Source organism: Methanobacterium veterum, assembly GCF_000745485.1.
Taxonomy (GTDB): Archaea; Methanobacteriota; Methanobacteria; order Methanobacteriales; family Methanobacteriaceae; genus Methanobacterium_D; species Methanobacterium_D veterum.
On record NZ_KN050694.1, the window covers coordinates 152,338 to 165,952 of the forward strand.

At 31.6% G+C, this 13,615-nt stretch carries 11 protein-coding genes; 4 read left to right on the top strand and 7 right to left on the bottom strand.

Annotated elements, in window-relative coordinates:
- Positions 1-44 precede the first annotated feature (44 nt).
- From EJ01_RS14615 to EJ01_RS14625, 3 genes are all read left to right on the top strand, one after another.
- Positions 45-2,135, top strand: a complete 2,091-nt coding sequence (locus EJ01_RS14615; RefSeq protein ID WP_048082458.1) for a DUF2206 domain-containing protein — start codon at positions 45-47, stop codon at positions 2,133-2,135.
- Entirely contained in the window at positions 2,126-3,295 is a 1,170-nt protein-coding gene (locus EJ01_RS14620) for a glycosyltransferase family 4 protein (protein ID WP_048082459.1), read from the top strand. Before EJ01_RS14615 ends, EJ01_RS14620 begins: the two co-directional genes overlap by 10 nt.
- Before the next feature lie 94 nt (positions 3,296-3,389).
- Positions 3,390-4,835 carry a flippase gene (locus EJ01_RS14625; protein ID WP_048082460.1) on the top strand — a complete coding sequence of 482 codons (1,446 nt, stop codon included), beginning with the start codon at positions 3,390-3,392 and terminating at the stop codon, positions 4,833-4,835.
- A gap of 34 nt (positions 4,836-4,869) precedes the next feature.
- Here the strand turns inward: EJ01_RS14625 and EJ01_RS14630 are convergent, their stop codons facing one another.
- From EJ01_RS14630 to EJ01_RS14655, 6 genes are read right to left on the bottom strand one after another with little or no spacing between them, the layout of a single operon-like run.
- The gene (locus EJ01_RS14630; protein WP_048082461.1) at positions 4,870-5,964 is read right to left on the bottom strand and encodes a UDP-N-acetylglucosamine 4,6-dehydratase family protein; all 1,095 of its coding nucleotides are present in this window, start codon (positions 5,962-5,964) and stop codon (positions 4,870-4,872) included.
- A 6-nt stretch (positions 5,965-5,970) separates the two neighbouring features.
- Entirely contained in the window at positions 5,971-7,089 is a 1,119-nt protein-coding gene (locus EJ01_RS14635; protein WP_048082462.1) for a DegT/DnrJ/EryC1/StrS family aminotransferase, read from the bottom strand.
- Positions 7,086-7,520, bottom strand: coding sequence for an acyltransferase (locus EJ01_RS14640; RefSeq protein WP_048082463.1), 435 nt, complete (start codon positions 7,518-7,520; stop codon positions 7,086-7,088). The genes EJ01_RS14635 and EJ01_RS14640 overlap by 4 nt, the downstream gene beginning before the upstream one ends.
- A 15-nt stretch (positions 7,521-7,535) precedes the next feature.
- Complete coding sequence (gene neuC / locus EJ01_RS14645) at positions 7,536-8,696, bottom strand: UDP-N-acetylglucosamine 2-epimerase (protein ID WP_245611230.1); 1,161 nt, start codon at positions 8,694-8,696, stop codon at positions 7,536-7,538.
- Complete coding sequence (neuB, locus tag EJ01_RS14650) at positions 8,678-9,721, bottom strand: N-acetylneuraminate synthase (RefSeq protein ID WP_048082464.1); 1,044 nt, start codon at positions 9,719-9,721, stop codon at positions 8,678-8,680. The genes neuC and neuB overlap by 19 nt, the downstream gene beginning before the upstream one ends.
- Before the next feature lie 57 nt (positions 9,722-9,778).
- The gene (locus tag EJ01_RS14655) at positions 9,779-10,462 is read right to left on the bottom strand and encodes an acylneuraminate cytidylyltransferase family protein (protein WP_048082465.1); all 684 of its coding nucleotides are present in this window, start codon (positions 10,460-10,462) and stop codon (positions 9,779-9,781) included.
- A gap of 120 nt (positions 10,463-10,582) precedes the next feature.
- On the opposite strand from EJ01_RS14655, the gene EJ01_RS14660 reads away from it, so the two are divergent.
- Positions 10,583-11,683: an acyltransferase family protein gene (locus EJ01_RS14660; protein WP_048082466.1), complete on the top strand. Its 1,101-nt coding sequence runs from the start codon at positions 10,583-10,585 to the stop codon at positions 11,681-11,683.
- A gap of 111 nt (positions 11,684-11,794) precedes the next feature.
- Here EJ01_RS14660 and EJ01_RS14665 read toward each other — a convergent pair whose 3' ends face one another.
- On the bottom strand, positions 11,795-13,603 hold the full coding sequence (locus EJ01_RS14665; RefSeq protein ID WP_048082467.1) for a UDP-N-acetylglucosamine 2-epimerase: 1,809 nt from the start codon (positions 13,601-13,603) through the stop codon (positions 11,795-11,797).
- Positions 13,604-13,615 lie beyond the last annotated feature (12 nt).

A 13,615-nucleotide genomic window follows, 5' to 3' on the forward strand; every position in this document is an offset into this window, starting at 1 on the left:
GTGAAAATTAATTCAGAAAATTTCGGTATTAAGGAGAACAGTGAATGCTTGACAATATAAATAATTTTGGAATTAAAAAATGGCTTATAACTCTTATTTCTATACTTTTTATAACAGATATCCTAATAATTTTAGATATTCCATTTTTAAGAGAGTTTATGGCATTTGTCACTTTTATTACTGTTCCGGGAATACTGATTCTTCATGTACTGAAATTAAATAAAATAGAATTTATTAAAAAAATAGTGCTTGTGATAGGTTTAAGTGTAGCATTCCTTATATTCATGGGCTTGCTGTTAAATAGTCTTTACCCGGTTATATTAAAACCATTATCTTTAACGCCGGTACTTATTTTATCCAATGTAATTTTGATAATTCTGGCATTTACCTCATACTTGAGGAATAGAAATGACTTTAATTTAAATGATTTTTTAAATTTAAATATTAATTTAAATGGTAAATTAGCTTCGCCCTTAATTTTTCCAGCGTTATTCCCATTTATGGCAGTTTTTGGCACTTCTTTGATGAATTTAACCCAGAATAATTTTATTTTGATTGCAATGTTACTTTTAATTCCAGCTTATATCATTGCAATAACTATTTTAAAGGATAAAATTCCCGGTGCTACTTACCCATTTGCTATCTGGACAATTTCCCTGAGTTTGCTGATAATGAACGGGCTCACTTCCTTTCATTTAATAGGTAGAGATGTTCATTATGAATATTATTCTTTCCAGCTGGCTCTTCAAAGCTTCCATTGGGATATAAATACTTACTTAAACCCTTATAATGCATGTTTAAGCATTACAATACTACCTACTGTTCTACAGTCCCTTTCTAATCTTAGCGCGGAGTATATTTTTAAGATATTCAGTTTAATAGGGTCATTTATCCCTCTGGTAGTGTATGTGGTATCTAAAAAATACCTTAGGAATAAATATGCGTTTTTTGCGGGCTTACTTTTCTCTTTCCAGCTGTTCTTTGTATATCTTTTAGGGGCAGTAAGACAAGAGGTAGCAATTTTATTCTTCTTTTTGGCAATAATGGTTTTATTTGCAGCAGACATGAGTAAAAATACAAAAAAGATATTATTTGTTATTTTCATGTCTTCAGTAATTGTTTCTCATTATACTACTGCATATATCTCATTTGTCCTTGTTTTACCTATACTGTTAATGCCTTTCTTTAAAGGACTAGTTGTTGATAAGAAACTTAAATTTACAAATTTTGATGTAATCGTTCTATTATTCTTATTTATTCTGGTATGGTACATTTTATTTGCAAAAGTGCAAGCAAGTGCAGGTAGTCAAGTAATTCAATCGACTATAGCAGGTACGTCACTTGATAGGGGAGATTATGTCCTTGGAGTTCTGGGTATCGTGCTTAAGTCTGTTCCAAATGCCATAAGCGTGATCGTACATGATTTAATCTTTGTTACCATAGGAGTGGGCCTTTTAACTATACTGCGGAACTATAAAAAGTTTACAGAAAAAATTGATCCAGAGTATATAGTTGCAATATTTGTATCTATAATACTGCTGGTGCTGTTCCTTGTCCTGCCGTATATATCAGTGGCTTATGATGCTGTAAGGTTATTCTTCCAGCTATTAATCTTTTTAGCCCCTGTTTTTATTATAGGGGCAATGAAAATTGCAAAAATTATTAAAAGACCAAAATGGGATATTTTAATAATATTGGTGCTACTGCTTTCTCTATTTTCATGTGCAACATATCTTCAATATCATTTTTGTGGGGAACCATATTCACCAGACTATGATGCAAATGGGCTTGTTAGAAATGAAGGGTATATCTATAATCAAGAAGTAGTAGGGGCAACATGGCTTAAAGATCATTATATGGATAATTATACTACTTACTCTGAAGGTAGGGGATTAATAGTATTTTTAACTGCATATGGTAATGACAGCACCAGCATGAATTTAAATAATTCAATATTCAGCTGGAATAAAACTGTAAATAGTGGATATATTTATTTAGGGTATTTGAATGTCAATAAAAACGAAGTACTACCAGTATACACTAATTTAAATGTTCAAAATATGAGCAATTACTCAAATCTATTTTTAAGAAAGAGTAAAATTTATGACAATGGAGGAAGCCAGATATGGCTGTAGATAAAGATCTAAAGAGTTCAAAAATCCTTTTCATTCATCATACTGCTATGTGGTACCGGAAACCTTTTTTTCGGATGTTAAGCAAGATTTATGATGTTAAATATTTGTTTACCAACGTTGAAGGCTATAATAAAACATATGACACTGATTTGTCTCAAAGGATCGAGGGACTGGAAGGAGTAAACTATGAAGTAGTTAAAAATTATTTTGGAATAGCCTTTGGTGCAATTAAGGAAACTATGGGAGAATATGATGTATTTGTTGGAGGAAGCTGGGATACTCCCACAGATCTTATAGAAACATTATTTTATTTCATTGTTGTTAAACTACGAAGGAAACCTTTTATTCTATGGAGGGAAGACTGGGACTGGAATGTCAAATCTCTTAAAAGATCCTTTGTTAAATTTATGGCAGGTTTTATAGGTAGGAACGTAGATGCTATACTTGTACCGGGTTCTAAGCACAGGGAATTTTTCACATCACTTGGCGTCTCATCTGATAATATTTTTATAATGCCCAACGTGAGCAATATAAAGTCAAATGATAAAGACTTCCAAAATAGGGAAAATATAAGGAAAGAACTTAATCTGGAAAATAAAAAGGTTATTTTGTATGTGGGACGTTTAATAGATCTTAAAGGTGTAGACTATTTAATAAAAGCTTTTTATAAGCTTGGTAAAGATTGTAAAGATATTGTTTTACTTGTTGTTGGTGAAGGGCCGGAAAAGTCAAAATTGGAATCGCTTGCAGAAGAACTTGGTGTAAATAATAGTGTTATTTTCACTGGAAATATTGACAACAGTCTCCTTGGCGGATATTATTTATTGTCCAATGTCTTTGTACTGCCTTCAATAACTACCTATTTTGCAGATGCATGTCCACTTGTGGTTAACGAAGCCATGTATTTTGCAAAACCAGTAATTACAAGTGATGCAGTTGGGACCACGTTTATGATTCAAAATGGCAAAAATGGGTATGTAGTCCCTGAAAGGGATGCAGATTCACTGTGTAATGCCATATGTAAAATAATATCTGACCCTGATTTAGAGAAAAAAATGGGTAATGAGTCGAAGAATGTAATTGAGGAAGGGTTTAAATATAAAAATATGGTTGATGGTTTTACAAGTGCACTGGAACACGTGATGAAAAGAAAAAAGTGAGAAATATCGATAATTTTAAATATTAAAATCAATTGAATATCTAAAATACCTAAAATTAGATAAGTAATAGCGTAATAATCAGCAGGGTGAACATTTGAAAGAATATAAACTATTTGTGCAGAGAATTGGTCTGGTTGGGATAACAAATATATTAATAAGCTTAAGTTCGCTTATTTTGTTACCTGTTTTAAGTAAAAACCTTTCAATTCAAGATTATGGGATTTGGGGGATGTTTAATACAACAATTACCTTTGTACCTCTGCTGGTTAATTTAGGACTTCCCTATTCAATGGTTAGATTTTTAGCGGTCAAGCATGATAAAAGTGAAATAAGAGAAGAATTTTATTCAATATCGATTTTAATGTTATTTATGGGTATAATCGCTGCATTGGTACTTTTACTGTTTTCAAAACCAATAGCAGTAAAAATTTTCGCAGGTAATGTCACAGTAGCTATGCTGCTGGCTGCAAGTGTTCTGGTATTTATTGTTTATAACTCATTTGCTACCTACTTCAGGACATTTCAACAAATGAAAGTTTTTTCATTGCTTTCCCTGCTGCAGGTCTACTCTATGGTAGCTGTGATAATATTGATGATAGGATTTGGTTATAAAATAGATGGTGTAGTATTTGGGTATTTTGTTTCTCAGATTATTGTAGCTTTAATTGCAATAGCATTCGCTGTACGCCAGGTTGGAATCAAATTTCCTAGATTTAAAAATATCAAAGAATATCTATCATTTGGTATACCAACTGTCCCTGGAAATTTATCCAGTTATATGGTTGAGTTCAGCGATCGCTATGTAATTGCGATTTTACTTGGGACTGCATTTGTAGGTTATTATAATCCGGGATATACGTTAGGTAGTGTATTAACGATGTTTGCAGCACCATTTACTTTTCTTTTACCTTCTTTATTAGCTGCTTATTATGATAAAAATAGTATTGATGAAGTAAAAATTCACCTGCAGTATTCCCTTAAATATTTTTTACTGATAACCATACCTGCAGTTTTTGGCATATCATTCCTATCAAAACCGCTGCTCGTCATACTGTCAACACAGGAAATAGCTTTACAAGGATATTTAGTTACACCCTTCGTTGCTTTAGGTGCATTATTATTTGGTATCTACGGTATTATAAGTCAGATATTAGTTTTAGAAAAGAAAACAAAAATAATAGGTTATTTATGGATGGTTACAGCTGTTATTAATTTAGGTTTAACTATAATACTTGTACCTCATTTTGGTATCATAGCGGCAGCAATTAGCACATTGATTGCTTACATATTTGCCTGTGTAATTACCATCTATTACTCTTTAAAGTACATTAAATTCGAATTTGATCTAAAATTTACATTTAAAAGTATCATTGCATCTATTTTGATGTCACTTCTAATTATATTGATTAACCCTAATAATGTCCTGGGGATAATAATAACTATTGCTGTATGTTCTGCAGCCTATTTGGTTATTATTCTTTTATTAAAGGGTATTTCACCTGATGAACTGACATTCTTCAAAAAATTAGCTGGAAAATGAGAAAAAATATGTTAAAAATTTAGAAAAATAAAGATTAGTTTTTAAGACAGAAGTCCCTTATAATCTCTTTTATTTCTTCTTTTGATAGTTTTTCAACTAAATCAGAGTTATAAACAGAACAGGCTTCATTATCTTTAACATCTAATATGTTTAATTGATTCACTGCACTAATCATTCCATTTTCTGTTTGTATTTCTTCATTTTTAACTAAATCAGTAGTATAAACAGCGCTTTCATCGCTATTTTTTTGGGAATTTATAATGTATAATTTTCCTTGATCTACTGCATTAACTGTTTCATCTTCTGTCATTAATTCTTCGTAGGTTTTTTCTCCTATGCGTTTACCAATTATCTGTATTTCTATATCTTCAGGTTTATAACCATACAATGGAGCAAATTCCTCAATCATAACCTCTGCAAGGTCTACAATATTTAATGCAGGCATTTTTAAGATGAAAATTTCTTTACCTTCTGAAATTTCACCAGCCTTAAGAATCAGTTGAACTGCCTGCGGAATACCCATGATAAAACGGGTCATATCTGGGGAAGTTATTGTAACTGGTCCTCCTTTTTTAATCTGGCTTTTAAAGAGAGGAACAACTGATCCTCTAGAATCAAGCACATTTCCAAATCTTACACATGAAAAAACAGTCTCCTTATCACCAGTATAATTGTTGGCAGATATGGTTAAGCGTTCTGCTAAGAGTTTAGTTGCTCCCATAACATTTATAGGATTAACTGCTTTATCTGTGCTAATAACTATTACTTTACTGACTCCCTGATCTAAGGCAGCATTTAAGACATTTTGAGTGCCTATAACATTTGTTTTAACCGCATCAAATGGGTTAAATTCACATAATGGGACATGTTTAAGTGCTCCTGCATGAAATACTATATCCACACCTTCAAAAGCGCGCATTAACCTTTCTTTATCTCTTATATCTCCCATTAATGTCCTGATTTTATCTGAATTTAAATCATGTTCCAATTCAAATAAACTGGTTTCATTATTATCTAAAACACGAACTACTTTGGGGCCATGTTCTAAAAGTTTTTTAACAATTTCACTACCAATGGAGCCAGTTCCACCAGTAACAAGTACTACTTTATCTTTATAAAATGATTCCATAAGTATTCAACCATAAAATTCTTTAATCTCTTGAACTATGATGTCCATATCCTTTTCTTCAAGAGCAGGATACATTGGTAAAGTTACCACTTTTTTTGAAAGTTCTTCTGTAACCGGAAGTTCACATTCATATTTCATTGAATTTCTATAGAAATGAGTTAGGTGAACAGGATCAAAATATATTTTGGACATGATACCTTTATCTGCCAGATGTTTCATAAGTTCATCTCTATTATTGGCGATGATTGTATATAACTGGTATACATGGTAATAACTTTCAGGAGGTATAATTGGTTTTATTCCATCTATGTTGTTTAAATGTTTATTTAAATATAGAGAGTTATTACGTCTCATGTTGATCATTTTATCTACTTTAGTGATCTGTGCTATTCCAAGTGAAGCAGTTAGATTAGACATTCTAAAATTGAATCCAAGGTCTACATAATCAAAAGGTTCTAAAGATGTGAAATAATTAGCGTGTTCAAGTCTACCATGTGATCTTATTAAATTCAATCTCTCAAACACTTCTTCGCAGTCAGTTACTACTGCTCCTCCCTCTCCCGTTGTCATAATTTTATTCTGGCAAAAACTCAAGACGGCAGAATCTCCAAAAGTTCCTATATTTTTATCTCCAATTTTAGCCCCCTGTGCCTCAGCAGCATCTTCTATTAAAATAAGATCATGATCTTCAGCTATTTCTTTTAGTTCTCTAATTTTACAGGGGCATCCGCCGTAATGTATGGGTAAAATTGCCTTTGTTTTATCTGTGATCATTTCATTTACACTTTCAGGGTCTAAACCTAATGTTTCTCTTTCAATATCTGCAAAAACCGGTTTTGCTCCCACAAAGAGTGGTGAATTAGCTGTAGCAATAAATGTAAATGATGGAACTATTACTTCGTCTCCTTTAGTGATATTGTGGGCAAGAAGAAGAGAATGCAATGCTGAGGTTCCTGAATTAAAAGTTACCGCATATTTAGTTCCTATTTTTTCTTTGATTAATTCTTCAAACTCTGCTACCTGCGGACCAACTGCCCAGTTCATACCAGATTGAATTTCATGTGTTACATGGTTTACGTCTTCATTGTCCCAGTATATTTTAAATAGGGGAATTTTCCAGCTCATAATAGATCCTCGAGTTCTTTTATTTCTTCTTCAGTTAATTTTCTGATTACTTTAGCAGGTGTACCAAATGCAATTGAATTTTTAGGTATATCTCTATTTACAAAACTAAAAGCACCTATAATTGAATTTTCTCCAACAGTGACATTTGGCATTACCACCGAATGTGTTCCAATTCTACAATTCTTTTTAAGTATAATGGGGCCTTCTTTATTGTCTATTGTAGATACTGAATAAATAGAACAGTGAGATCCTATTTGGACGTGATCTTCAATAGTGACATTATTTTTAGCGTTGATATAGGTAAAAGCCCCGATATCAGTTTTATAGCCTAATTTTAAATTATCTTTATTCTGTACAATCCAGTTGTATTCGTTTAGTTTCCTTTCCTCAATTTCAGGAGGTTTCCAGTTTTTAAATCGATCATCTGACATAATTTTGACCTTAATTTATAAATTGAGTTTTTTATTCATTAATTTATTATTTAGTGTAATGTTACTTAAAATATCTGCCACTTGTTTTCCTGTTTTCCCATCGCCGTAGGGGTTCTCAGAATTTTGCAGGACTATTCTAAATTCTTCATCGTAAATAGCTTTTCTAATGGCATTTTTTATTTCTTCTTTATCATGATTTACGTCAATTACATTTGAAGCTCTTTCTCTTCCTTCTTGCCTTGAGCCTATATTGACAGCAGGTAATTTAAATGAAGGTGCCTCAATAATTCCGCTGCTTGAATTACCAACCATGACACTTGCAACATTCATTAAACTCAAATATTCTATGCTCGGAATGCTTTTATATGTTTGAATAAAAGGGTAATCTTCATAATTTTTTATAACTTCTATGATTTTTCTACCGCCTGCATCAGCATTTGGATAAATTATTATGGCCTGATTTTCAAGTTCCACCAAAGCATCAAGGGTTTCACGAGCTTGCTGCGATGCACTTTTAGATTCTAAAGTTGTAGGGTGCTGAACGAGTAGAATAATAGGTTTAGATAAATCTAAATTATATTTTTCACTGATTATTTGGGGATCTATCAACTTTTCATTTAAAATATGGTCTAATCCAGGTGCACCCACTACAAAAACATTATCTGGATTCTCTCCCATTTTTATTATTCTTTCTGCACTTTTTTCAGTTGCTGGGAGGTGTATATTGACCATTTTTGTAATGGCGTGTCTTGCATATTCATCTACAGTGGAGGTGATTTCACCCCCATGAAGGTGAGCTGTGGGAATGCTTAAGTATGCCCCTACAATTGCACCGCCTAACATTTCACCTCTATCTCCAAGTAGAAGTATTATATCTGGATTAACCTTTAAGACTAATTGTGAAAGTATTTTTATAAATTCACCTATAAAATTAACCATAGAACTCTTATTATCTTCATGGAATGTTGCATCAACTATATGGAATCTGAAACCATCTTTTTCTATATCATTTATGGTCATTCCAAATTCGTTCATAAGGTGCATTCCAGTAACTGCAAGTTCTAAATCTATATCTGGATTTTTTTCCATTTCAAATAAAACAGAACGCATAAGGCCGTAATCTGCTCGGGTACCGGTTATATAAAGTATTTTTCTATTCATTTCAACTGATTCCATTTCAATAGATCATCTTTTTTGACATCCTCAACTAATTCTCTTCCTACGAGTTCATCAAGATATTTTGGCTCAATTCCAGTTCCGGGCCTTTTAATAGTCAACATTTCCTCAGTTAGGATAGATCCTTTAGGGATGTCTTTTTCTGCAACTATGCTTTTTCTTACAAGCTTTTTAATTTTAATTTCATCATTTGTGGGCTTTTTAATGCCGTTTCCCAAACCTTTTTCAACATTTCTTATGGCTTTAACCATTTCAGAAAGTTCTTGAGGCTCTAAAGAAGCTTTATGGTCTGGACCTGGTAAATTTTTATCAATGGTGAAATGCTTTTCAATAACGCAGCTGCCCATGGCCACGGCAGCTACAGACATTTCAATACCTGAGGTATGATCTGAAAACCCAACAGGCCGTTTAAATGCATATTCTAATGTTTTAATAACCTTTAAGTTTGCATCCTCTTTTTTTGCAGGATAATTTGTCAAGCAGTGCATTAAAACAATATCATCATTATATTTTTCTATTAAATTGAGGGCTTCTTCAACTTCGCCAATTGTTGACATGCCTGTAGATAAGATAACTGGTCTATGCTTTTTAGCAATATGTTTAAGCAGTGGAAAATTAGTTATTTCTCCAGAAGCTATTTTAAAAGCAGGTATATTCATTTCATCAAGTAAATCAACGCTTTCTGTGTCAAATGGTGAGGAAAGAAAAATAATCCCTTTATCTCCCGCGTATTTTGCTATTTCCTCAAATTCACTGTCGGAGAGTTCTAATCTTTTTATCATTTCGTATTGGGACTCTTCCCCTGAATTTTTAATCTGGTATTCTGCTTTTTCCGCGTTTTTGGTAACTAAATTTTTTGTTTTGAATGTTTGAAATTTAACTGCATCAGCACCAGCTTCTTTTGCTGCATTTACCAATTTTTTGGCCATTTCAATTGATCCGTTATGGTTAACACCTGCTTCGGCTATAACGAAACTTTTTGAATATTCGCCAATAGTTTTATTGGCTATTTTAATTTCACTCATTTTAAATCGTCTCTTTAAATAATTTCGGGATTTAATTTATAACTTTTTTAAGCAATTTTATTTTAACTCTTTTAAAATGGTTTCAGCAATTTTAAAATCCAGTTCTGTATCTATATCTACACTATTTTCAGGAGACATTAAATAAGGTAATGTTTTTTTGCAATAAAAACTTTCATAATTTGCGAGATTTTGTGGGTTAGATATAAATATGGCCCCATTAGGTAAATAGGAAGTAGGTAAATCTTGTCTTCTCATTTTAAAGTATTTATCTCCAAAAGCGGGTTTTAAATAATTGTTTTCAATTTTTAAGCTCCAGTAGGGGGGATGTTCAAATTCACAAATACTTATAACAGATTCACAGTCTTTTTTACAGAAAAGTTCTACAGATCCATCTATATCTTGTACTGTCCTAAGTGGAGAAGTTGGCTGTAGTAAGACTACAACATCCGGTACGTAATTTTCCATTTTAAGGTGATTTATAGAATGGAATACTGCATCAATTGTAGAAGAATCATCTAAAGCCAGTTTTTCAGGTCTTTCAATAATTTCTGCACCATACTCTTTAGATATATTTGCTATCTCTTGATCTTCGGTTGAAACAATGACTTTATTGATATACTTGGATTTGACTGCAGATTCAATTGTATGGGCAATTAAAGGTTTTCCAGCTATTTTTTTAATATTTTTTCTTGGAACTCCTTTACTACCTCCTCTTGCTGGAATAATAGCTAAAATATTCATGTTACACTCTCAAGTAGTTATTAATAAATTATATTAATTAATGTATTATTTAATGAATTAAATTTAAGCAAGTTTTAAATAATTATTCTTTTAAAGAGATATTTAAGTTTTGGTGATTGTATGAATGAATCCCGGCATTACCTCCAGATAGATATTTTAAAGGCTTTGGCGATAATATCTGTTATTGTCATTCATACCATACCGCCAAACATGGTAAAACATCCAGTATCTATTTTCCTTATTTACCAAGCAGTTCCTGTATTTTTTGTTTTAATGGCTGTAAATGCATTGATGTCATTTAAAAGGCGTAATTACACTATTTTATCATCTATTTATCCGAACTATTTAAAAAGCCGATTTGAAAGGATAGTATATCCCTTAATTGTAGTGTGGATATTGTCTTTGGTTATTGCGGTTCTGCTTAATAAGGAGATATATATTGGTACAATGACATTGATTGGTTATATGCCTTTGTCTGGCCCGGGTAATTATTTTATATCAATATTGCTTCAGTTTGTGTTATTATTTCCAATTTTATACTGGTTATATAAATATAATCCAAAATATGTGTTAATTGCAGGTTTTATTCTTAATTTTGCCTTTGAAGTATTAGCAACTCAAACACCGGTGTTAGGTAATAATTCGTACTGGTATAGGGCATGTATTTTAAGATATTTATTTTTAATAGTATTGGGAATGTGGTTAGTGGATAATTTTGAACCCGCACATTTAAAATCACTGATTAAAAGAAAAAATCTATTAATTGGTTTAGTTGTGAGTATTCTATATATAACTGGAGTTTCAATATTTTCGTTGAAGTTTCCATATTTCCAGGGTTCATGGCAGCCCCAGACTGTCTTATCATTTTTTTATCCACTATTTTTGTGTGCATTGGGGATAAAGTATTTGCCTTCTGTTTCAAATCGTGTTTGGAACAGTTTCAGAGTTGTAGGTAAAGCATCATACCATATTTTTCTTGTACAAATGTTGTTTTTTGTTTCAGGGTTGCAGTTAATCATTTTTGATTTAAATTTGCAGAATGTTTTGCTTATCAAAATTTTAGTGGTGTCTATTATTAATGTTCTTATTTTAGTAGGTTTAGGGCTGTTATTTTATTATATGGACTCAAAAATAGCATTTGTATTTAACCACTGTTTTTCGGGGACTTATAATTTATATAAAACAGGGCTATTATTTTATAACAGGAAGTTAAGGGGATAAATCTATTAATGGAAGGATATGGGTTTTACATGATGCACCTAAAGAAGTGGGAGATTTACACATTAATCAGTATGGTCTTGTTAAATGATCATTGCATTTATGGTCTAAAAATTACTTTTCATTCTTTTTATTTACTAAATCAAGAACAACGTTCATTATCCTTTCAGAGGATTTACCATCTAACCCATAAACATATTCATTCACGAATTTTTTTCTATTTTCAGACAGTTCTGCTGCAATTTTCGGGTTAAACACGTTAAGTATACCATCAGCTAATTCTTCTATATTTTTAACTTCCAGCGCTATTCCATCATCTACATACATAGATTTTTCATTTAAAAAATTAATGCACAGCAATGGTTTATCTAAAATAGCTGATTCTAACCCCACTGTAGATGAAATTGTAATTATAACATCTGAAATGGCCAATAAATGCGATAAATTCTCATTTTTTGGCCTCACATATACTTTATCTGGGAATTTATCTTCCAAAAATTTGTAGGATACGGGATCTTCATCAGGATGTGGTTTTACATAGATTAAAAATTTATCAAGCTTTTTATTTTTACCCATCTCTTCAATGGTTTCTAAATTAATGCTTTTATAGGGTGCCTGTGTGGCAAAAAGAATAATTTTATTTTCTTTATCTTCAAAACTTAGCGCAGATTTTTTATGTTCATCAAATTCAGGTGATCCTGTAATTTCTATTTTTTCATCTTCAAATCCAAGTTCAAGCAGATATTCTCTACTGGAGTTTCCCCAGACGCATATTTTGTCGGATACTGGTTCTGGCATTAAATTAACAAAGATCTCAGGTAAGCTGAAGAGGCCGTGCTGTATTTCAACAACAGGGATTTCCTGTTCTTTTGCAGGTAGAATACATGTTCTTGTAACTGTAGAACGGTCATCTCCCACAATTAAAATGTCTGGAGAAATTTCATGGATTAAATTGCGGGATAATCTTAATTTAAACAGTAAGTAAGGTAATCTATTTTCAAATAAGCTGTAAAATTCTCCTTTAAAGAGATCAATATCGTTTTTTTCATTTTTGAATGCTATATTAAGGTTTTCATCTGAAAATAATGTATCAAGCATTATTTTAATATCTTCATTTTCTATCCATTTGGAATTAGTTTTAGAGATAGCTTCAACTTCAATGTCAAATGATTTAAGATCTTCCTCCTTGGAAATGAAATAGAATTGAAATCCTTTATTTTCTGACATTTTTCTAATTACTGGAATTATATTTCTCAAATAGTTAATATAAACTGCATCTATCAGAATTATCTTTCCAGAAGGGGCATGTGGTTTTTTGGAGTATATATTGAGATCTTTTAGATAGTTTAAATCCCGATAATTCATCATGTCAACGATTTTATCCCGCGGTTTTCTGAAAATATTGGAATTTAAAAACTTTAATTGGACATCATGTTTTCTGGTTATATACTCTATTATTTTTCCAGTAGGTGAAGTTGAACTTTCAAAATAGATCGTTTCTGTTGTATCATCTGCAATATTTTCATAACTGGAGATTTTACTGTAGGTTTCATATAATTTAATGGCTATCTCATATTCAAAAATAGTTTTAATGTCAATTCCATCGAAATATAATGATTTGCTAATTGTTTCATCCTGAAAAAGCCTGTTAACTATTTTTTTTACTTTTTTTGAGATAGATATCCCTTTAGTTCCGTCAGGTTTTAACTGGAAAGTGTTTTCAATTCCCTGACTTTTAAGAAAAGATAATATCTCCTTATCTGTAGAAAATATTTTCAATGAATTTTGCTGTGATAATTTTTTTATTTTAGGAATAACAAATAATTTCAGTTCCTGAAACCGCACAAACTTTTCAATTGAGTATAAAGACCCTTTTCTAGTGTAAATTGGTTCTAAAATAATATTAATTGTGTTACTGGCCATCTAAACACCTGA